Origin of the sequence: Fodinibius sp. SL11, assembly GCF_052060035.1 — a bacterium.
Classification (GTDB): domain Bacteria; phylum Bacteroidota; class Rhodothermia; order Balneolales; family Balneolaceae; genus Fodinibius.
Window position 1 is genome coordinate 103,658 of record NZ_JBPOEA010000003.1, and the last position, 19,719, is coordinate 123,376.

At 41.8% G+C, this 19,719-nt stretch carries 18 protein-coding genes; 6 read left to right on the plus strand and 12 right to left on the minus strand.

The features are described 5' to 3' along the window. Nucleotides 1-40: 40 nt before the first annotated feature. From ACQ76V_RS05925 to ACQ76V_RS05965, 9 genes are all read right to left on the minus strand, one after another. Nucleotides 41-943: an HlyD family secretion protein gene (locus ACQ76V_RS05925; protein WP_440999565.1), complete on the minus strand. Its 903-nt coding sequence runs from the start codon at nucleotides 941-943 to the stop codon at nucleotides 41-43. A 7-nt stretch (nucleotides 944-950) separates the two neighbouring features. After that, on the minus strand, nucleotides 951-2,231 hold the full coding sequence (locus ACQ76V_RS05930; RefSeq protein WP_440999566.1) for a TolC family protein: 1,281 nt from the start codon (nucleotides 2,229-2,231) through the stop codon (nucleotides 951-953). Between the two features lie 6 nt (nucleotides 2,232-2,237). After that, on the minus strand, nucleotides 2,238-2,843 hold the full coding sequence (locus ACQ76V_RS05935) for a TetR/AcrR family transcriptional regulator (RefSeq protein ID WP_440999567.1): 606 nt from the start codon (nucleotides 2,841-2,843) through the stop codon (nucleotides 2,238-2,240). Nucleotides 2,844-3,107: 264 nt separating this feature from the next. Beyond that, complete coding sequence (locus ACQ76V_RS05940; protein ID WP_440999568.1) at nucleotides 3,108-4,820, minus strand: ATP-binding protein; 1,713 nt, start codon at nucleotides 4,818-4,820, stop codon at nucleotides 3,108-3,110. Between the two features lie 123 nt (nucleotides 4,821-4,943). Beyond that, entirely contained in the window at nucleotides 4,944-6,218 is a 1,275-nt protein-coding gene (locus tag ACQ76V_RS05945; protein ID WP_440999569.1) for a hemolysin family protein, read from the minus strand. A gap of 92 nt (nucleotides 6,219-6,310) precedes the next feature. Continuing rightward, nucleotides 6,311-7,087: an enoyl-CoA hydratase/isomerase family protein gene (locus ACQ76V_RS05950; protein ID WP_440999570.1), complete on the minus strand. Its 777-nt coding sequence runs from the start codon at nucleotides 7,085-7,087 to the stop codon at nucleotides 6,311-6,313. Between the two features lie 8 nt (nucleotides 7,088-7,095). Then, nucleotides 7,096-7,992, minus strand: a complete 897-nt coding sequence (locus tag ACQ76V_RS05955; protein WP_440999571.1) for a hypothetical protein — start codon at nucleotides 7,990-7,992, stop codon at nucleotides 7,096-7,098. Nucleotides 7,993-7,998: 6 nt separating this feature from the next. Continuing rightward, nucleotides 7,999-8,454 (minus strand): hypothetical protein, encoded by a 456-nt coding sequence (locus ACQ76V_RS05960; protein WP_440999572.1) that lies wholly within the window; start codon nucleotides 8,452-8,454, stop codon nucleotides 7,999-8,001. Nucleotides 8,455-8,471: 17 nt separating this feature from the next. After that, entirely contained in the window at nucleotides 8,472-9,260 is a 789-nt protein-coding gene (locus ACQ76V_RS05965) for a PspA/IM30 family protein (protein WP_440999573.1), read from the minus strand. A gap of 654 nt (nucleotides 9,261-9,914) precedes the next feature. On the opposite strand from ACQ76V_RS05965, the gene ACQ76V_RS05970 reads away from it, so the two are divergent. The 4 genes from ACQ76V_RS05970 (at nucleotide 9,915) to ACQ76V_RS05985 (ending at nucleotide 14,655) form a co-directional block, all read left to right on the plus strand. After that, nucleotides 9,915-10,865, plus strand: a complete 951-nt coding sequence (locus ACQ76V_RS05970) for an NADP-dependent oxidoreductase (protein WP_440999574.1) — start codon at nucleotides 9,915-9,917, stop codon at nucleotides 10,863-10,865. Nucleotides 10,866-10,976: 111 nt separating this feature from the next. Continuing rightward, the gene (locus ACQ76V_RS05975) at nucleotides 10,977-12,014 is read left to right on the plus strand and encodes an aldo/keto reductase (RefSeq protein WP_440999575.1); all 1,038 of its coding nucleotides are present in this window, start codon (nucleotides 10,977-10,979) and stop codon (nucleotides 12,012-12,014) included. A gap of 554 nt (nucleotides 12,015-12,568) precedes the next feature. Further along, the gene (locus ACQ76V_RS05980; RefSeq protein ID WP_440999576.1) at nucleotides 12,569-13,816 is read left to right on the plus strand and encodes an Nramp family divalent metal transporter; all 1,248 of its coding nucleotides are present in this window, start codon (nucleotides 12,569-12,571) and stop codon (nucleotides 13,814-13,816) included. A 14-nt stretch (nucleotides 13,817-13,830) separates the two neighbouring features. After that, a complete protein-coding gene (locus ACQ76V_RS05985) occupies nucleotides 13,831-14,655 on the plus strand; it encodes a sulfite exporter TauE/SafE family protein (protein ID WP_440999577.1) in 825 nt (274 codons plus the stop codon). A gap of 6 nt (nucleotides 14,656-14,661) precedes the next feature. Here the strand turns inward: ACQ76V_RS05985 and ACQ76V_RS05990 are convergent, their stop codons facing one another. Then, on the minus strand, nucleotides 14,662-16,008 hold the full coding sequence (locus ACQ76V_RS05990; RefSeq protein ID WP_440999578.1) for a thymidine phosphorylase: 1,347 nt from the start codon (nucleotides 16,006-16,008) through the stop codon (nucleotides 14,662-14,664). A gap of 42 nt (nucleotides 16,009-16,050) precedes the next feature. Between ACQ76V_RS05990 and ACQ76V_RS05995 the strand changes: the two genes are divergently transcribed. Beyond that, a complete protein-coding gene (locus ACQ76V_RS05995) occupies nucleotides 16,051-17,178 on the plus strand; it encodes a 4-phosphoerythronate dehydrogenase (RefSeq protein WP_440999579.1) in 1,128 nt (375 codons plus the stop codon). Here ACQ76V_RS05995 and ACQ76V_RS06000 read toward each other — a convergent pair. Both ACQ76V_RS06000 and ACQ76V_RS06005 read right to left on the minus strand, forming a co-directional pair. Further along, on the minus strand, nucleotides 17,171-17,932 hold the full coding sequence (locus tag ACQ76V_RS06000) for a TatD family hydrolase (RefSeq protein ID WP_440999580.1): 762 nt from the start codon (nucleotides 17,930-17,932) through the stop codon (nucleotides 17,171-17,173). The genes ACQ76V_RS05995 and ACQ76V_RS06000 overlap by 8 nt on opposite strands. Continuing rightward, nucleotides 17,929-18,783 (minus strand): hypothetical protein, encoded by an 855-nt coding sequence (locus tag ACQ76V_RS06005; protein ID WP_440999581.1) that lies wholly within the window; start codon nucleotides 18,781-18,783, stop codon nucleotides 17,929-17,931. The genes ACQ76V_RS06000 and ACQ76V_RS06005 overlap by 4 nt, the downstream gene beginning before the upstream one ends. A 136-nt stretch (nucleotides 18,784-18,919) precedes the next feature. Here ACQ76V_RS06005 and ACQ76V_RS06010 point away from each other — a divergent pair, with 136 nt between their 5' ends. Continuing rightward, complete coding sequence (locus ACQ76V_RS06010) at nucleotides 18,920-19,702, plus strand: tryptophan 2,3-dioxygenase (RefSeq protein ID WP_440999582.1); 783 nt, start codon at nucleotides 18,920-18,922, stop codon at nucleotides 19,700-19,702. Nucleotides 19,703-19,719 lie beyond the last annotated feature (17 nt).

Below are 19,719 nucleotides of genomic sequence, written 5' to 3' on the forward strand. Positions count from 1 at the left end.
AGATCCTGAAACAAGTTCAGGATGACACTATACCCTGTGACTAAAAATTCACCTCTCCGGGCATGCCAATTTTTAGTATTCCATCCGGGTTCGGCACTTTTATCTTTATGGCATAAACCTGAGTGACACGCTCCTCTTTGGTTTGAATCATTTTGGGAGTAAATTCAGCCTGCGATGCAATCCAGCTAATCCTTCCGCCAAGTTGCTGATTCTCGTCTGCATTTTTATCAACCACCACCTCTACCTGTTGTCCCAGTTTTATTGAAGGCAGCTGAGCCCCGCTTACATACGCCCGGAGTTCCAGCGTATCTAAACTTGCAATTTTGTAAAGCGGCTGGCCCTGTCCCACAAGTTCATAGGTTTCTACAAAAGTAGTAAGCACTGTCCCACGTATAGGATTCATCACATGAGCATCCCCAAGCTGTTGCTCTACCTGCTTTAAGCGTGCGTCAACGGATTTTATATCTGCGCGAATCGCCTTTTTCTGGGTTTCCAAAGCCTGAATCTGTTTCTGTATGGTCTTGACATTCCCTTCTGCGTCATCCAACTGTTGCTGGGTCGCCGCAGCGTCCTTTCTCATTGCACGTATTCTATTCAGATTCTTCTGGGCTGTCTCCAGTTTTTGTTGCTGAACCGCAATTTCTGCATCAACATTATCAATTTTGGATTCTGCAGCTTCCTGCTGGGATAGCAGTTCATCCCTCTTCAAACTCAACTGCACCGTGTCGATTACCGCCACCTGTGTTCCCGCCGCCACAGTTTCTCCTTCTGATACCGAGAAAGACAATAGCTCTCCGGAAGTCTGAGCTGAAACGGTCGTTTCTACGGCTTCAAATTGTCCGTACGCATCTGATTTTCCATCATTAGCACACCCGGTAATCACCAAAAGAAAGAACATGCTAATCCATACACCAAATAGCTTACTTTGCTCAAATCTCATCATGCTGTCTTTATTTATATTTTGAAATACCCACTGTTGTTTGATACTCAATTTTTGACTGCACCAGCTTTGTACGGTGTATCATCTGCGACAATCGAGCCTGGGTAACCTTACTCAATTCAGTAACATATTCCGTAGCTGTAACACTGCCATTTTTCATCTGACTTGATTTCTCATCCACCACTTTTTCTCGCAGAGCAATAATCTGTTGATCCTGTTTTAACTGCTCCTCAAATAATTCTATCTGTTTCCTAATTTTACTCAAACTGGCTTTTAGCTGGCGTTCGAATGCTCGTTCTTCTTGGGTAACTGTTTTCTGCTTCAGCTGATAAATCTGCTGTTTTTTTGCGGCATTTTGAGTGTTCCAAAAATTCCATTGTAGTTGAAGTCCTACCATGTAAAAGGCATGTAACTCATCGTCAAACACATTATAACCCGGTCGTCCGTAGGTAGCACTGCCAAATGCTAAAAAGGAAGGCCATTTCTCAGTTTCAGCCAATTCTTTTTGGTAACTCAACACTTCCCTGTTGTTTTCAAAGAGATCGAACTCGGGACGCTGCCTCAGTATTTCGTTCCCGGCAGGTACATTTACTTGCGGCATCTGAAGTTTAGTATTGGGAGCGATCTTCTCACCAATAAGATTACTCAACATTTGATATCCGGAGGTGATATTTGATTCTATTGCTGCAGAATCCTGTCGGACATTGATCAGCTCTGCTTCCAGCGTGTATTTTTGACTCGGAAGAAGCACGCCGTGCCCTACCTTTGAAGATACTTCTTTAATTTGGGCTTGGAGGTTTTTCATCAGCGTGCTGATAACTTGAAGCTGCTCCTGTGCTAACAATATCCCAAAATATACCTGATTGACCTGCTCCTTTATTTGGTGTAATGCTACCTCTGTAGTTTCATTCTCACCTTGGCCACGGATTTCCTCAAGTTTTTTCCTGATGGCCACTGCTCCACCGTTGTAGATTGTCTGAGATGCCTCGGCCGTAGCTTTGTACTGATCTCTGCTGAGTTCGGGCGCCATAAAAGATCCGCCCGATGGAAATGGTAGTTCTGTTACTTCGGATTGGTAGGTGGCGGTTGCCCCAAAATTGAGTTGGGGATATGCCGCAGTACCAACAATCTTCCTATTCAGTTCCGTGACCTCGTTCTGCAGAGCAATCTTTCGAGCCAGCGGATAGTTGTTTTCAATCTGCACATGGATATCGCTGAGTGAAAGTGTGTCTGTGGAAGTAGGCAGAACACCTGTGATCGTTAGAATAGAAAGCAATATTGTGGTCAACATATCAACTTACTTTTTTACAGCGTTGAGAATAAATTTGGGCAGCTCTTTTTTACGTTGCTCTAAAAATTGCTGGTACTGTTCATCATTCATTTCAAAGACCGTTTCAATCATCGGACGTGCAATTAATGGAAACACACAAAGACCAATGGTATTGATGATAAATTCGCGAGGATCAATCTTTTGCATTGTGCCCGCCTCAACCTCTGCCCGGATCTGTTTGATAAATTGCTCCGGCATTTTGAATCCTTCTTTTGTTACAAAGTTCTTAAAGCGATCAGGATGCTGGTTCATCTCATGAATCACAAATCGCGGCAAATGGGGCTGTTCACGAAACATTTCGTAATAGGTTTCCACCAGCTTTTCGATCTTGGGGACAAGTGCCAAATCTGCATTTAGTACTTGTAGTATTTCAGGAAAAAACTGTCGGATACTCTCTTGAAAAACTTGTTGAAACAACTTGTCCTTACTGCGAAAATAGTAGTGCAACATTGATTTGTTGATCCCCGCCTCATCTGCAATTTCTTGCATTCGCGCGCCGGCAAATCCTCGTTCTTGGAAAATCTGTTTTGCCGCTTCCAAGATCTGCTCTTCGGTCTGTAATTCTTCTGACATAATTCAATTAATTTCAATTTCTTGAATAAACTAAAACATTCAACCATATATTTCAACTATTTGGTTAAATTATATGGTTGCAATATTGATTTGGGATGGAATTACTTTTAAAAGCACTCAAAACAATACTAGGAAGGCGTTAGAACGTTCATAGTAATTCCTTGACCATCAGTTCAAATTCTGTCAAGGTTCAGTCTAAGAAGAGTATCTATGTTATTAGCCTGAAGAAAAACTACATTAGTAAATGAGCATAAGCCTTACTGCTTATCCGATACGATATTTTAACTCCTCAATTTTACCGAGTATTTCGCCGCGATCCATTTCTTGGTAGCGCTCTGGTAAGAGTTCTTTAGAGGTGCATTCAATAACGGCGCTAAGTGTTTGCAATTCAATTTCTTCGGGATAGGTAGGCGGAAGAAAATCATTGAGTGCTAAGTCCAGAATTTCAGGTGTCACTTTGTCGAGATCTTTTGCAGCGGCCCTGAATTTAGCTCGGGTCAATGCGGCTTCCATATCGGCACCGGAGAAGGTTTTCAATCCCTGCTCAATAAGTTTTGGGGTATATTCTTCGGTCATTCTAAGACCTGTTTTCTTTTTCATCGCATCAAAAAGCTCAACGCGCTCTTCTTTGGTATGTGGAGGAAACAACGCCAAGTGTTCTTCGGCACGCCCCTGGCGTTTAAGATCTACCGGCATTAAATCAGGACGCGCCGTCATTAAAAACCAGATAATTTCGCCGCGATTTCGGGTGTCACTCATAAAAGTAGCAATCTGGGAAAATACCCGACTGGATACACCACTATCACCGCTGGCATCGCGATCACCGAGATAAGCATCAGCTTCGTCAATCATAACCGCAACAGGCGACATTGCTTTAAGCAAGCCTAAAATCTTTTCGAGGTTGCCTTCAGTCACGCCCTGCCACTGGCTCCGAAAGTTTTTCAGTTTCACCATGGGAATTCCCACTTCACTGGCAAAACAGGTCACCAAAAATGTTTTTCCTGTGCCAACTGGACCGCAAACCAGATATCCCATCGGCAGCACATCCTGACGCCCACTTTTTAGGGCCTGCACAGCGTGTCGGAGATGCTCTTTTACTTTTGTATGTCCCGCCACATTGTCCAGAGTATATTCGGTTTCAACAAATTCCAGTAGTCCATACGCCTCGGCCTCGATCAATTCTTTCTTTGCCTCAGACAGCCGATCATGCGTTATTTTCTCTCTATTCTCTCGAGCATTGGAAAGGATACTACGCAGATTGATAAAATTAAGTCCCGCTGTTTGTTGAGCTACCACCTTTTCACTAACCTCAGAAAACGCTTCAAACTCCTCATCAGTAGACTCAAAATCGATAAACTGCTGGCGCTGCTGCTCGTCGGGAATATTAATTTTGATATCGGTGGTGTACGGATTTTGAACCAGCGTTTTATTCAGATCTGCCAGATTTTCTGTAAGTAATACAGTAGTAAAATCAGCCGCTAAAAACATGGGGTCATGCGCCCATCGAGATAAATAGACCATCGAAGTACGATCCTCGGATCCACTGGAACCTGCTTCATTCATCGGTACAATGGTATCAGCATAATCGATAATCAGGGCAATGCTCTTTTTATCGTCGATACGTACCCGAAAATATTGCTCCAAAAGTGAAAATACCCGCACCGGATCTTTAGGCATCTTGTTGGCATAATCTGTACCCATCAATGAATCACGCCCCGACAACGCCCGGTTAAAATCTTTCTTTGATTCTCCGTCCCGAAAATAAATTCCGGAGGAGCGATCATAGAAAATGACGTAGTCACGCGCTCCGAAGAATTCTTCCGATAGAAAAGATTTAAGACGTACGAAATCAGTTTGATCTTTACGCTGGAGTGAAACTAAATCATGCACATTTCCATGCAAGATGAATTGATTGATCGTGCGACTAAGATATTTTTGTGCAAATTGCTGTGCCCAACTGGGATAATGGTCAAACATACCGTTTTATTATTTAATTTGGTTTGAGTCCACTCCTTATAATAACGTTTAAATCAACAGATTTCGCCCAGCCTTCCTGCTTTTAAGCGTTGACAGAAAATATTAATCTCCTTTTACAACTGATTATTCCAACACGACCAATTTTACCGTCTCAATGCGACTGGGTGTTGCTTTACTAATGATAATCTTCTTACCGGCAATTAATAGTTCTTCATTCACTTTAGGGATACGTCCCAGTTCATTAATGATGTATCCCGCTATCGTTTCGTACTCGGTAGATTCCTCGGGCAGATCAACCTCGGGAAATTTACTGATAAGATCCTCAATCTCTACACTGCCACTGAGGATATAGGTGTTGCCGGATAGTTTTTTCAGGATTCGATCTTCCGTATCATATTCATCTTGGATATCACCGACTACTTCCTCCAAGAGATCCTCAATCGTAATCATCCCAGCCGTTCCGCCATATTCATCGATAACAATAGCCACCGAAATATTTGAGCTGCGAAATTCTGAGAGCAGATCTTTCGACTTTTGTGATGCCGGAACCAACTTTATGGGACGTACTATTTCGGATAAATTATCAGGATTGCTAAAGAGATCGTAAGCAAAGATAACCCCAATAATATCATCAATAGATTCTTGGTAAACAGGAAGCTTTGAAAAGCCTGAAGAGATAAAAAGTTTTAAGGTTTCATCAATACTGGCATTTTTTTCAACCGCAACAATATCGGTACGCGGTATCATGGACTCCTTCACGCGTTTGTTGGAAAGCTCAAGCACGTTATGCAGGATTTCGGAGTCATCCTTATCCAGATCGTGGCCGCCAGTATCACGCAGTTCCTGAAATATCAGTTCAACATCTTCTCGTCGAAATATTTTCCCTGAACGATCTACCTCCGGATTAATAAGTTTAATCACAAAATCAGAAGACTTGTCAGCTATAAAGACAAGTGGCTTAAATAACTGGTTACATATCTTTTGAGGAACGGCTATGATCTTCATCCACCAATCGGCATGTATACGAAATAATGCTTTAGGGATAATTTCACCAAAAAGCATAATCACAACCGAAGCAATCACCGTTTGTATTACTAATACCAACGCTTCGGAAGGCAGCGACCCCATCCAACTCTGATAAATCTCGGTAATGGGGCCTACTAAAAAAATAGTCATCAATGTAGCATAAACCACATTAACTATGTTATTACCCACCAACGTAGTAGTTAGAAAGGTTTCCGGTTTATGGATAAAATCATTTACCACACGACCGGTCCATGATCCTTTGCGAGATTCAATCTCCAGCTTGAGCTTATTTGAACTGACAAAAGCTATCTCTGACCCCGAAAAGAAACCGCTAAGTAGAATAGTTAATATTATAAGGAGTAGTTCAGTCAATACGGATAAAATATAGAGCTTTACCGGTCAAGTAATTTTGACCGAAGGTTGTTGAAAATGGTATTAAAAAGGTGACAAAAAGAATCAGTAATCTATTTCCCCTTAAACTCAGGCTTTCTTTTTTCGAGAAAGGCAGAGGTCCCTTCCATGCAATCTTCCGTTTCACACAGTTGCCCAAATAGATCTGCTTCTACCTGATACCCTGAATGGTGATCAGAATGATAAACCGCTTTAATGGCATTCCTGATAGCAATTGGACCATTTTTTAAAATGTTATTTAGCAACTCCTTTGAAGCTTCCACAGGTGTAGCACTCACCTCATTAACCAAGCCAAGCTGTAGTGCTTCTTTCGCCTTAACTTGCTTACCGGTTAAAATCATCTCCAAAGCACGAGCTCTACCTATTAAACTGGGAAGTCGTTGCGTACCGCCATATCCCGGGATTAATCCTAATCCAACTTCCGGCAAACCAAACACGGCATTTTCACCGGCTATGCGCAGGTGACAAGCCATGGCCAGTTCGGCCCCACCACCCAATGCATATCCGTTAACAGCAGCAATAACCGGCTTGCGGGTATCCTCAATAAGTTGAAAAATTTGCTGACCTTTTTGAGAAGCCATTCGACCGGATCGATCATCCAATTCGCGAAGCTCTTTAATATCAGCGCCAGCTACAAAAGCCTTATCGCCGGCTCCTTTTACGGTAATAGCATTGATATCCTCATCTACCTGAATAACCTTGAAAAGATCAGCAAGCTCATTTAATACGTTGTCATTTAAAGCATTTAGTTTTTTGGGGCGATTAATCGTGACTGTAGCTATGCCCTTCTCATCCGTTTCTAATGTAATAGTACTATATGATTTACTCATAAACTGAATTATTCTTTAACTCGACTTGAAGAATCAACTTCCGAGTCGACGGCTGTTTGCTGTTTTAATTCATCTTCGACATCCAAAAAATCAGAATCTAAATCAATTTCCTCAAGATCGGAGCTATAAGGTAAAATATCTCTATCTAAATCATCAATAAGCTGTGATGTTTCTTCGACTTCTTCAAGTAGGTTATCGAGTTGAAATCCAATTTCCTCTGGATTACTCATCGTCATAGATTGCTCATAAATATATCGAATGGCATCTTCTATCGTTTCAAGATGTGTTTCACAGATTAAGTACTTTTCTTTGGCCATCTCAAATTTTTTGAGACGCTTTTTCAAAATCCCCACGCGCCGGGCAGTTGTTCGTTTCAATTGTTCCGATTTCATATTCTGTATTTCGCGTTCGGCTTTTTGAACTTCCTGCTTCAAACTTTCTTCTACCGAAGTATTCATATATAACCGATAGCGCTTATGGAGATCCAACAAAGTAAGATAATTAGAAAGGAGTTCTCCAATTTTGTTGCGAATGTTTTCCAACAACCCCTGTGAACTATAAGGCAACTTATCAAAATTCTCCTTAATTAACTTGGCAAGATGCTTTAACACCAAAAAGCGTTTCTGACTTTTTTTATCAAGCTCCTGAAAAGTAGATTTTTCTTTCGCTGCAGGATTTTGTTCCCGTACTTTTTTCAACTTTATATTCTTTCGGAATCGGGGCAATCTTGGTACGATTCCCAGATACATAAGCTCAACAGCAAATGTCATCGTTAGAATCAAGCTTGAAACCAAACCCATGCCACTCATTGCAAACGCAGAAATAGCGGCAACCAGCAAGACTCCTAAATTGAGGGGATGCAAAAATGCTTCACGCGTAAAATTAATGGAGTTTTCATCACTCATAATCACTTACTCATCTTCAAGTTCATTGTCAGCTCGATCAGAAAGGGGTGTTGAATCCCTGCCAATTGTTTTATTTACCTTGATGTTATTCGCTTGTTCTTCGATCTCATTATAAAGGAGTCCCATCTCCAGTTTAACTTGCTTCAGTGTATCCTTAGCCTTGGACCTTCTAATCTCTTCATCCATTTCTTGTTCAGTAATCCTATCCTCACTTTCATCAATAAGACTATCCATTGCCAAATCAAGCCTTGCCTCGACCGAGGCCAATTTATGCTTCACCGAATAAAGAAAGTCATCGAAAGAGTTCAGCATCTCTGTTTTATCCATACTTTTGAGCGCACCAGCAATATTCTGTGTACGCTTGGCCCGCGAGGAACGCTCTTTTATTTCGCGCATTTTACGATAATGCGCCTTGTATTCTTCTTTAAGACGTTCGCGTTCACTTCTGCTGTCATTAGCCATGGCTCAAGACCATCTTTTTAAGATTTCGACTTCTCTTTATTGCCAATTGTTTTATCCTGTTGTTTCTCGGATGTTTGTTCATCAATTTCAATCTCTTTCTCACCATCAGATGCACCTATACTTTTTTCCTTTTCAGGTGCATCCACTTTACCCATTTCGGCCTTAAATTGCTCTACCAATTCATGAGCACGCAGCTTTTCAGCATTGGCCTCGATTTCCATGGTTTCAGTGTCAATACTATCCAAAGCTAATTCCATGCGGGCTTCGTTCTTTGCCGTTTTTTCATTAAGTCGATTGACCATCTCATCATGAGTCTGGTCAAGTCCTCCGGTTTCAAACTGCTCCAGCGCATCGGCAATTTTGCCCTGCCATTCAGCACGTTCACTGGCACGCATGGCTTCTTTGGCTTCCTGAATCTTGCGATCCTTCTCACGCATAAAGGCTTTTTTCACTTTCAACGCCTTCTCATAAGCCTGCTCCGCAAATTTTAACTGCTCTCTTGAGGTCGCTAAATTTTCTTTAGCCGTTTCAAGCTGCATAGCATATCCTTCGGCAATATCGTCTCTATCAGCCTGGATGGCAGATTTAATTTTTGCTGTTAAATCCTCAATCTTTTTTTCCAGCTTATTTACCTCTTTCTGGAGCATGATTTTATTCGCCTTAACGGTAGCGATATTTTCATTCATCTGCGGAATCTGATCATTAAGATCCCGGATATTCTGCTCCAGAATAAGTTTTGGATCTTCCATTGAGCTTACGAATCCACCAAACAGCGACTTGATTGCACGAACGAATCTTTTAAACATAGTATTATTTATTTTATTAGATTTTGCCCTACCCTTAGTACTTAGACTTACATTAATTGCGAGTTAACTATCCATATACTTAAATGCCGTATAGAGGCTATTAATACAAATTCCGTCAAAAGCGACCACTCATATACGACGTAAAGTAAACTTAATTAACTCAACTTTTTTATCTTCTACACAATATAGCCAAATCTTCAACAATTAATCATCTTTTGGGTTTGGATAGAGCTTACGAAAAGTATTCTAAAATGTTAGAGATAAATTAAATCCCCTACTCTCAATTTGAGTATAGAGGCTTTTTCTATTGGTATCATCATAATATTATATCCTATTCAACTTTCTATTAAAGTACTGCCAATACCTTTCACGTCTGACTTCTCAAAGACTAACTTAAATTGGGTTCCGTTTTTATTAGAAAAGTGAACTTCGCCTTCTAATTGCTGTTTTAATAGATTTATTAATGTCATACCGATAGTTGATAAATCCCCTTGCTTTACATTATCAGGTATGCCCCCTCCATTGTCTGTGATTTAAGTGAGTAATTTTCGCATTACCACAGACTGATATCGCTAAAAACCGAAACGGATCCCTTCTAAAAAACGTTTATCAACCTACATATTAACGATATGAGTAAAAGCAATTATTACCTATATGAGCATACAGATGAAAGCATCTTATTTTGAAGAATTTGGAGAGTTGGATCAAATAAAAACCGGAACTCTTGAGCGACCTGAGCCTGGTGAAGGAGAAGTGCTTGTTCGCGTGAAAGCAGCGGGGGTAAACCCTGTAGATGCAGCGGTTGCTCGGGGAATGCTTAATGAAGTTATCCCAGCGGAATTTCCAGCTGTTCCGGGTTGGGATATGGCGGGTACAATTGAAGAATGTGGTTACGCCGCCCATCGATTTCAAAAAGGAGATCAAGTTTACGCCTACGCCCGTCGCCCTACCGTACAACATGGAACCTTTGCAGAGTACATATCTATTCCTGAAAGCTATGTTGCAAAACGCCCTCAACAACTTACAATGGTAGAATCTGGAGGCATCCCTTTGGTCGGATTAACTGCCTACCAGGCCCTGTTCCAATTTGGTGATCTGCAAGAAGGACAAACATTGTTGGTATTGGGCGGTTCCGGAGGTGTTGGAACGATGGCTATTCAGCTGGCAAAAACCGTTGGAGCTAACGTTATCGGTGTAGCCAGCGAACAAAATCAAGACTATATGGAGGAACTTGGAGCCGACAAGACAATTGATTATAAGGCAGGCAATATAGGAAAAGCTGTTCAAAACGTGGCACCGGATGGAGTTGACTTTATCTTCCACTGCTCCCGAGGGAATTCACTGAATCAAAGTATTGACACCCTCAAAAGTGGTGGACAATTGATTTCTATCACTAACAGAAGTCCGGAAATTCCGGATGATATTAAATTCCAATACGTATTTGTTGAACCTAATGCCAAGCAATTAACACACATACAGCAGCTGGCTGATGATGGCCATATTAAGGTGCCGGTTTCCAAAACGTTTGATTTGGATGAGGTGGCAACAGCATTGCAAGAGATTGAGTCTTTGCATACGCAGGGTAAAACCGTGATTACCCCCTAAAAAAAATTACGCTCGAATAATAGAAATCAACCCTCTTCCTTCATTTTTTAACACCTATTCCTATGAGTTTGAAGTGTAATTAATGAGAAAATCATAAACCATATAAATATTATGAAGTATAATTTATTAGGAAATACCGGTTTACTTGTCTCAGAACTTTGCTTTGGAACTATGACCTTCGGCGGTGAAGGATATTGGGAAGCTATTGGACAACAAACTCAGGACCAAGCCGATAACCTCCTCAAAAAAGCTATTGACTCTGGTATTAATTTTATTGATACCGCCAATATTTACTCCTTTGGTCAATCGGAAGCAATATTGGGAAATAGCATTAAAAACCTGAACCTTAATCGCGAAGAGCTCGTTATTGCTACAAAAGTAAGAGGGGCAATGGGCGAAGATCCTAACAACCAGGGCCTTTCACGTTACCACATCTTTAACTCCGTAGAAAACAGCTTGGAACGCCTGCAGCTGGATCATATAGATATGCTGTATGTGCACGGCGTTGATTCGGTGATGCCTATTCGAGAAATTATGCGGGGACTCAATGATGTTGTTGAAACAGGCAAGGTGCGTTATATCGGCGTTTGCAATTGGCCGGCCTGGATGGTGATGAAAGCTCAAAGTATAGCCCGACAAGAGGGATGGCATGAATTTAAAGCCATGCAGTATTTTTATTCGCTTTCGGGACGTGATGCCGAGGATGCTTTGATACCGCTAAGCCAATCCGAACAGATGGCATTTCTTCCCTGGAGTCCGCTGGCCGGTGGCTTTCTTGCCGGAAAATATACGCGTGAGAACCAAAAAGCCGGTGATGGCTCCCGTCGTGATGAGTTTGATTTTCCTCCCATCGATAAAGAGCAGGCTTTTGATATCGTTGATGTGATGGAAGAGATAGCCGATAATCATGATGCTACGGTGGCTGAGGTTGCCCTTGCCTGGGTTCGTTTACAACAAGGGGTAACCAGTACTATTATAGGGGCAAAAAATATGAATCAGCTGACCGCTAATATTAAATCGGCAAATATTGCCCTTACGGATGATGAACTGCAAGAACTTGATGAGGTATCTTCAACTCCATCTCGATACCCATTTTGGATGGTTGATCGTCAGGATTCAAATCGTATCCCAAATACCCTTGAAGAATAGTTCAGGATAAAACTTAAAAGTACTGCAAAAGCCCGTCTTAACTGACGGGCTTTTTTATATTTACCTCCTTTCCATAGCAATAAAAGCTAACCACCTATAGAATTTTGTAGTAGGTTAACGTTCAAACCTTATTATTTGGGAACATTATTTTTAATCTACGTGATGCGTAATCAACCTCAATCATTTTGTCACATCTTGATAATTGGATCTTCAATTGATCTAAAGAACCCCAAATAGAGACTTGATTGCCAAACCAGTTATTCTAAAAAAAGCTAACGTACTCATCCTATAAATTGAACATCCTCAATTTATTAAAGGGCTAAAAGTTTTTTTATCCCCATGAAAACCACTATGTTAGCCGTGCCCAAAAGATGGCTATATGCGCCATAAATGGCTTTTTCTGATTTTTAGACTAACAGAATATTTCAACTAATCTACTGTAAGTCTACCATCACCTGTTTTTAACATTCCCACCTCTACGGGGCTAGTCAACAAAAAAGTTTAGTATTTCCTACAAATAGAACCTCACACGTATAAACCAATAACAAGAGTATATGAAAGAATTTTTCGCAAATTTCTTTGACAAATATGGTCTATCATTCATTATGGTAGCCAGTTATTTTGGCTCAGGATCAATTTTCATCGCCAGTCAAGCCGGCGTAGAATACGGTTATGTTCTCATATGGGCAGTTATTGGAGCTGTATTATTAGGCTTTATGGCACAGGATATGAGTGCCCGACTGGGTATCTTTGGAGATACGCTGATGTCATTCATCCGCCAAAAGCTGGGGAAAAAGGGTGCGCTGACCATAGCACTTTTTCTATCTGTCGGATGTATTGCATGGACCTTAGGCTTAACAGCAGCCGTGGGAAAAAGTTTTGAAATTCTTTCCGGTGGAGCTGTGACCTGGCAACCGCTTGCCATCGTCACCGGCATCTGTGCCATATTGGTAGGCATACTCAACTACTCCTATGTTGAGAAAGTAATGACCACCATGATGTTCTTACTGCTGATTCTTTACTTGGTAGTGGCCGGAGCCAGTCAGCCCTCATTAGTTGATACAATGGCCGGCTTTATTCCATCCATTCCTGATACCGGAGCCATGGTAATGGGAGCTGCCATACTGGGAACAACAGCCTTATGGCCCAACTTCTTTCTGGAATCCATCTTGGTAAAACAGAAAGGATGGAACTCCCAAAAGCATGTTAAGATGATGCGTACTGACCTCAGCATTGGCTATACCGTAGGCGGTCTTATTACACTGGCAATTATCATTGTCGCTGCCGCCGTACTTCGTCCAGCAGGATATACTGAACTTTCTTCATTTATAGCACCGGGCGAAGCCCTTGAAATTGTACTCGGCCAATGGGCGATGATCGTTTTTCTTGTTGGCGTTATTGCTGCAGCCTTTAATAGTATTGTACCCATTATGTGGACCATTCCCTTTATGATTCTTGAGGCACTCGATATCGATCACAAAGAAGGGAGCAGCAAAACATTTAAAATGATTTTTGCGGGGTCTATTGTAATTGGTATGTTTTCGCCACTCGTTTCTGAAATTACAGGGCTAAGCGTTGTTGAAATGGTGACGCTATTCCCTGCTTATAATGGCGTCTTCGGACTTCCTATCACAGCTACACTACTGTTCTGGGCAGTAAATGACAAAAATTTAATGGGGACTAAAACCAACAACTGGCGATTAAATATTGTCAATATCGTATTAGTACTCTTTTCAATATATATAGCTATTAATTCGGGTCAGGGAGTGCTTGAAGCTATCTTTGGCGGAATGCTTTCATAACAGTTTTACATTTAATGAGTCTACTCACAACATTTTTTATTGGGGGCACCTCTGTTAGCATCACCATACTTGTTTTGCTCATCGTCATTGCCCTCATTGGCGGGATCTGCATTACCACCATTGGACCCGGCGGCATTTTTGTGACCATTGCCCTTTTTGTCTTACTCCCACTTGAGCCCGGTACCGTAGCAGGCACTGCAAGTGCCATGTTTATTGCAACCGGAATTTTAGGAAGTCTGGGATATCTCAGATCAGGCCAGTTAAAAGGAAAGGTTGCCTTTAAAGCAGCAATGGTACTCAGCTTGACATCGGTAGCCGGGGCTTATGCCGGATCAGAAATCAATAAGCTTTTAGATACCGCAAGTTTTGCTGTCATTCTGGGACTTTTTGTCTTTATAACCGGACTCATCATTCTCTATCGTCAATACAACGAACTTGCCCCCGATAAACGCTTAGATATAGACAGCCCAAAAGGACTCATTTGGATGGGGACAGTAGGCGTTGCTGTAGGATTGCCCGGTGGATTGTTAGGTGTAGGCGGTCCTGTGTTAGCCGTACCTTTGCTTGTAGTTTTAGGAGCTCCCATGCTTCTTTCAGTTGCCTTAGCGCAGGTACAATCCATTTTTATTTCCGGGATGGCCACCGTAGGATATACGCTGCAGGGAGCCATAGACTGGACATTAGCCGGAATTTTGGTCGTTCCACTGTTAATCGGCACGGCTGCAGGCTGGTATATTGCTCAACGCATCCAAGTTAAAAGACTTAAAGTTGCTTTAGCACTTGTGTTGGTAGCGTTGGGTATTTACCTAATTAGCGGCGGTGCAACGCCCGGAGGCTAATTCTTATTAATCTCCTGTGGGATGAATGCCCTCACGGTCTACGCGACGCGTTATCATCTTAATGCTTTCAGGCTGTTCATTCTTGATTGTAAAAGCATCCGCCAAATAATTTTTTGAGGGTTCAATCAAGTTCTCATCATTCATGTAGCCGGTTACGATCGGCTGACCTTTTTCAACCTTTGATCCAATTTTGTGATGTAACTCAATTCCCGCTACCGGATCAATATCATCATCCTTCTTCTTCCGTCCGGCTCCCAACTCTAACGATGCCATCCCGATACCATAGGCATCGATTTCGGTAATATAACCCGATTGAGGAGCTTTATACTCAAACGAATATTCAGCGTGATCATACGCTGAAAAATCTTTCAACACGCTTGCATCGCCGCCCTGTTCTTCGGTAAGCTCCAGCCATTTATCAAAAGCCTGGCCATTTCCTACTGCTTTATGGCTCATCTGAATGCCCTCTTCTACCGTTTTGGCCATACCGCCCAGCATAATCATTGTACCGGCCAGCATATGGGTGACCTCCATTACGTCATCGGGACCATCCCCTTGCAAGCTCTCCATCGATTCTTCGACTTCAAGCCAGTTGCCAACCTTATACCCCAAAGGCTGATTCATATTGGTCAGGTAGGCCACCGTTTCTATTCCAAAATCTTCTCCTATCGCAACCAAAGTTTCGGCAAGCTTCTGAGCATCTTCATGCGTTTTCATAAAAGCTCCGGAACCAAACTTTACATCCAGAACCAAAGCATCAATACCTTCGGCTAATTTCTTACTCATGATACTTCCTGCTATTAACGGGATAGATTCTACCGTGGCCGTTACATCACGCAGGGCATACAATCGCTTATCGGCCGGAGCTACTTCTTCGGTCTGTCCCGCCATCACCATGCCACACTTGGCTAAAATCTCTTGATATCGCTCCAGCGTCATATCTACATTAAAGCCCGGTATGGATTCCATTTTATCGAGCGTACCTCCGGTGTGTCCTAATCCGCGACCGGAGATCATTGGTACCGGAACATCGTAGCTGGCAACAATAGGAGCCAAAATAAGTGAAAGCTTATCTCCCACGCCCCCTGTTGAATGTTTATCCACTTTTGTACCAGCGATATCACTTAAATCAAGTACACGCCCCGAATGCAGCATAGAATGAGTCAAAGCCGAAGCTTCATCCTCATCCATACCATTTAAAAAAGAAGCCATTAAAAAGGCACTCATTTGATAATCAGGAACTTCATCTTTTGTATATTCATCAATTAGATACGAAATTTCATCTCTGGTCAGTGGATTTCCATCTCTTTTTTTACGAATTAAGGAAACAATATTATACCCTTTAGTACTCATAAAAGAATGCTGTTAAATTAATTTCTTTAGATCAAATCTCTGATGATCAACGTTTTAGCCGATCAATATCTATATAAAATACACTCTTATCTACCTGAAAGTGTAAACTTACAACTTTTTGACCCTGCTCAAGGTTTTCCCCCCAAGGTTGAACAAGCAGATGCCATGCTTATTCGCACGGTGATCCCCATAAACAAACAGACGCTGCCAAATATTCCAAACCAATTAACATTTATCGGAACCGGATCTTCAGGAACTGACCATGTGGATTTACAATATCTTGCTGACCAGAGTATCCACTTTGCAGATGCCGCAGGCTGCAATGCCCGATCGGTCGCAGAATATGTTGCCACAGGACTCCTGTGTTGGTCAGAAAAACGGAACCAGGATTTATCAGACCTTTCGGTCGGCATTATTGGCGTTGGGCATGCGGGCACACATGTGGTCAATATCCTAAAAAAAATGGGATTACAAATAGTGCACTACGACCCGCCCCGTGAACAACGCGAAGCTGACTTTACCTCAGCCACACTGGATGAAGTACTGGCTTGTGATATTTTGTCCTTTCATACTCCACTCACCAAAAAAGGACCTCATCCTACCTTTCACTGGTTAGATAAGACAAAGCTGGCAGATACTACTTTTAACTTGATTATAAATGCAGCTCGCGGGGGCGTAGTGGATGAGAGTGCATTACTTAACGCCATGAAACAGGGCAAAATACGAGATATTATTATTGATGTCTGGGAGAATGAACCTGACATAAATCTACGCACTGCACAACAAACATTTATAAAAACGCCCCATATCGCCGGTTATTCGGTGCAGTCCAAGCAAAATGCTTCAAAATTTATTGCCGATGCATTAATTGATCATTTTAATTTAAAACGCCCTCACTCAACAAATGAACCTACAAAAAAAGTTTTTGAAAAAGATGTGAATGAATTTGAATCACTAAGTTCACTGCTGGAGGAGCTTCATCCTATTGAAGAATATGAAAAGCGATTATCCCATATTTTAAAAGAGAACCCAGACAACCGGGGAGAGTTTTTCAACAAGTTACGGGCAGAATTTCCATTGCGACAGCAGTTTACGCATATAAAACTACCTGCCTCGTATTTTAAACGTTACCCTATTCTTAGGGTACTGGGATTTTCCGAAATTAATTAACCCCAAAAAGCTGAAGGGCATTTTCATCAGTGACGGACTCTACTTTTTGGAGTGACATATCCATCACTTCGGCCAAACGCTCTGCGGTATATGTAACGAAGGCCGGCTCGTTTCGCTTTCCCCGCTTGGGATGTGGTGCAAGGTACGGAGCGTCGGTTTCAAGTATCATGTGCTCAATGGGCAGCTGGGCTACCGCCTGATCAACATTGGCATTGCGAAAGGTGAAAATGCCACCGATTCCCAGTTCCAATCCTAAATCCAATGCCCGTTTTCCTTCTTCTACGCTACCGGTAAAAGAATGCCAAACTCCGGACAGACGTCCATCTTGTTCTTGCTCAATAACATCCAGCAGATCAGTAGTACTATCACGATTATGCAGAACTATCGGCTTCTGCACGGCTTTTGCCACGCGGCAATGCATCCGAAGACTTTCTTGTTGCTCGGTTTTATAATCTTCACTCCAATAATAATCCAACCCAGTTTCACCCACCGCAACAAAATCATCTCGGCTGCAAAGTTCTAACAACGTATCTTTGTTGGTGCCCTTGCCTTCATTAATACTGGTGGGATGAATACCCGCCATTTTATGAAAAGCGATATCTGGATATTCAAACTGATCCATTTTCGGCAGTGAGTTGAGATCGATGGCGGGCAGAAAAATATGTGATACACCAGCTTCACTCGCTCGTTTTAAAACCGCATCAATATCATTTTCAAACTGATCGAGATAGAGGTGACAATGCGTATCAATCACGATTGTTGAAGGGCTGAATCAGTGTGGAAAGTGACAAGTCGTTCCATGGGATTTTTCACAAAAAGTCCCGGTTTGAGATTGTACTTAGCCAGAATCTCTTTTATCAGATCCTGATGAGCAAAAGCCACAGAGCCAATAAAACGTACTTCGTAATCGGTTGCATTGGTGTAATTCAATAAGATACGTGAGATAAAGCTTTCAAATCCCTCGTATAGTATTTCTTTCACAAAAGGATGATCAGCATGTTCACCTAAAAAAGCACCATATGAAGCTATGAATCTACTTTTTTGGTCTCCGTCATACAATCCTTTTGTAATATGATCGAGCGACATATTATAATTTTGCTCAAGGTCTTGCTTTAGATCATCGGGGATTTCAAAACGGAAATATTTATTAATCAGCTTCTTGCCGAAATATCCGGCACTCCCCTCATCCCCCAAGATAAATGCCAGTGAAGGAATATGTTCAACAACCTTTTCACCGTCGTATAAACACGAATTGGAACCGGTTCCAAGAATGCAAGCAATACCGGGCTCATTCCAGAAACAAGCGCGTGCGGCTCCGAACAAATCGTGGTAAACATGATTTTCAGCATCAATAAAACAAGACTCAAGCGCCTCTAAAACTAATTGGTCTTTTCCTTCACTGTCGCAGCCTGCACCATAAAAGAAAACCTTCTGAATGGGCTCACTGAGCTTGGGTAACAAGTCTTGATTAATAACTTTTTTGATACTATCGGTAGAATGGTAGTAGGGATTTAATCCCTCGGTAAAAAAAGTTTGGGTATTTTCATTTACCAGACACCATTCGGTTTTAGTAGCCCCACTATCAGCAATTAGAATACTCATCATCAAATTTCTTTTATTAATTTCGCGCTAAATCTAAGCAATTTAACCTTCATACAACAACTCTGATCCAAGATAGAGACTAACGCAAATTCTACCTATTATTAGCTGCGGTCTAAATGTATAAAAATACTTTTTCGGGATGAAACTTACCTATAGCAACTATCTTAAAATTGATGAACTTCTGGAACTGCAGCAGCTACAATCTGATCCGGAAGAACATGATGAGATGCTTTTTATAATTATCCACCAAACCTATGAGCTCTGGTTTAAGCAAATTCTACACGAAATGGAAAAGCTTCGTGAGGATCTAAAAGCCGGAAAAACCTGGGCAGCTGTTAAAACAATGAAACGTGTTTTAACCATTCTAAAAACGATGGTTGCCCAAATTGATATCCTGGAAACGATGACTCCACTGGAGTTTGAGAGCTTCCGTGGATTTTTGGATGAGGCCAGCGGATTCCAATCAGTGCAATTTCGTGAGGTTGAAATTATATGTGGACATCGATCCGAGCATATTCTTAAAGTTCACGAAAATCAGCCGCAATATGTTGATCGCATGAAAGAACGAATGGCTGAATCTACGCTTTGGGAGTGTTTTTGTGAATTTCTCCAGACAAAAGGATACAAAGTCAAAATGCCGGAGCGGAAACACAACAATGGGTTGCTCCATGATCCATCGGAAAAAAACCAAGAAATTTTACTCGATATCATGAACAACGATCAAGAAACGGCTATGCTCTGCGAGTTGTTTGTGGACTTTGATGAGGGTATGCAGGAATGGCGCTATCGCCACGTAAAAATGGTGGAACGAACGATTGGCAATAAAATGGGTACCGGTGGATCGAGTGGCGTTGATTATCTTCGCAAAACGCTGCACCAGCGAATCTTCCCGGATCTGTGGGAAATACGATCAGACATATAACCGAATAGCACATATAT

Coding starts and splice junctions, on each gene's coding strand:
- ACQ76V_RS05980 (WP_440999576.1), top strand. CDS start 12,569: ATGAAAGAATTTTTCGCAAATTTCTTTGACAAATATGGTCTATCATTC.
- ACQ76V_RS05965 (WP_440999573.1), bottom strand. CDS start 9,260: ATGTTTAAAAGATTCGTTCGTGCAATCAAGTCGCTGTTTGGTGGATTC.
- ACQ76V_RS05990 (WP_440999578.1), bottom strand. CDS start 16,008: ATGAGTACTAAAGGGTATAATATTGTTTCCTTAATTCGTAAAAAAAGA.
- ACQ76V_RS05950 (WP_440999570.1), bottom strand. CDS start 7,087: ATGAGTAAATCATATAGTACTATTACATTAGAAACGGATGAGAAGGGC.
- ACQ76V_RS05985 (WP_440999577.1), top strand. CDS start 13,831: ATGAGTCTACTCACAACATTTTTTATTGGGGGCACCTCTGTTAGCATC.
- ACQ76V_RS05930 (WP_440999566.1), bottom strand. CDS start 2,231: ATGTTGACCACAATATTGCTTTCTATTCTAACGATCACAGGTGTTCTG.
- ACQ76V_RS05925 (WP_440999565.1), bottom strand. CDS start 943: ATGATGAGATTTGAGCAAAGTAAGCTATTTGGTGTATGGATTAGCATG.
- ACQ76V_RS05995 (WP_440999579.1), top strand. CDS start 16,051: ATGATCAACGTTTTAGCCGATCAATATCTATATAAAATACACTCTTAT.
- ACQ76V_RS06005 (WP_440999581.1), bottom strand. CDS start 18,783: ATGATGAGTATTCTAATTGCTGATAGTGGGGCTACTAAAACCGAATGG.
- ACQ76V_RS05975 (WP_440999575.1), top strand. CDS start 10,977: ATGAAGTATAATTTATTAGGAAATACCGGTTTACTTGTCTCAGAACTT.
- ACQ76V_RS05935 (WP_440999567.1), bottom strand. CDS start 2,843: ATGTCAGAAGAATTACAGACCGAAGAGCAGATCTTGGAAGCGGCAAAA.
- ACQ76V_RS06010 (WP_440999582.1), top strand. CDS start 18,920: ATGAAACTTACCTATAGCAACTATCTTAAAATTGATGAACTTCTGGAA.
- ACQ76V_RS05960 (WP_440999572.1), bottom strand. CDS start 8,454: ATGGCTAATGACAGCAGAAGTGAACGCGAACGTCTTAAAGAAGAATAC.
- ACQ76V_RS05955 (WP_440999571.1), bottom strand. CDS start 7,992: ATGAGTGATGAAAACTCCATTAATTTTACGCGTGAAGCATTTTTGCAT.
- ACQ76V_RS05970 (WP_440999574.1), top strand. CDS start 9,915: ATGAGCATACAGATGAAAGCATCTTATTTTGAAGAATTTGGAGAGTTG.
- ACQ76V_RS05940 (WP_440999568.1), bottom strand. CDS start 4,820: ATGTTTGACCATTATCCCAGTTGGGCACAGCAATTTGCACAAAAATAT.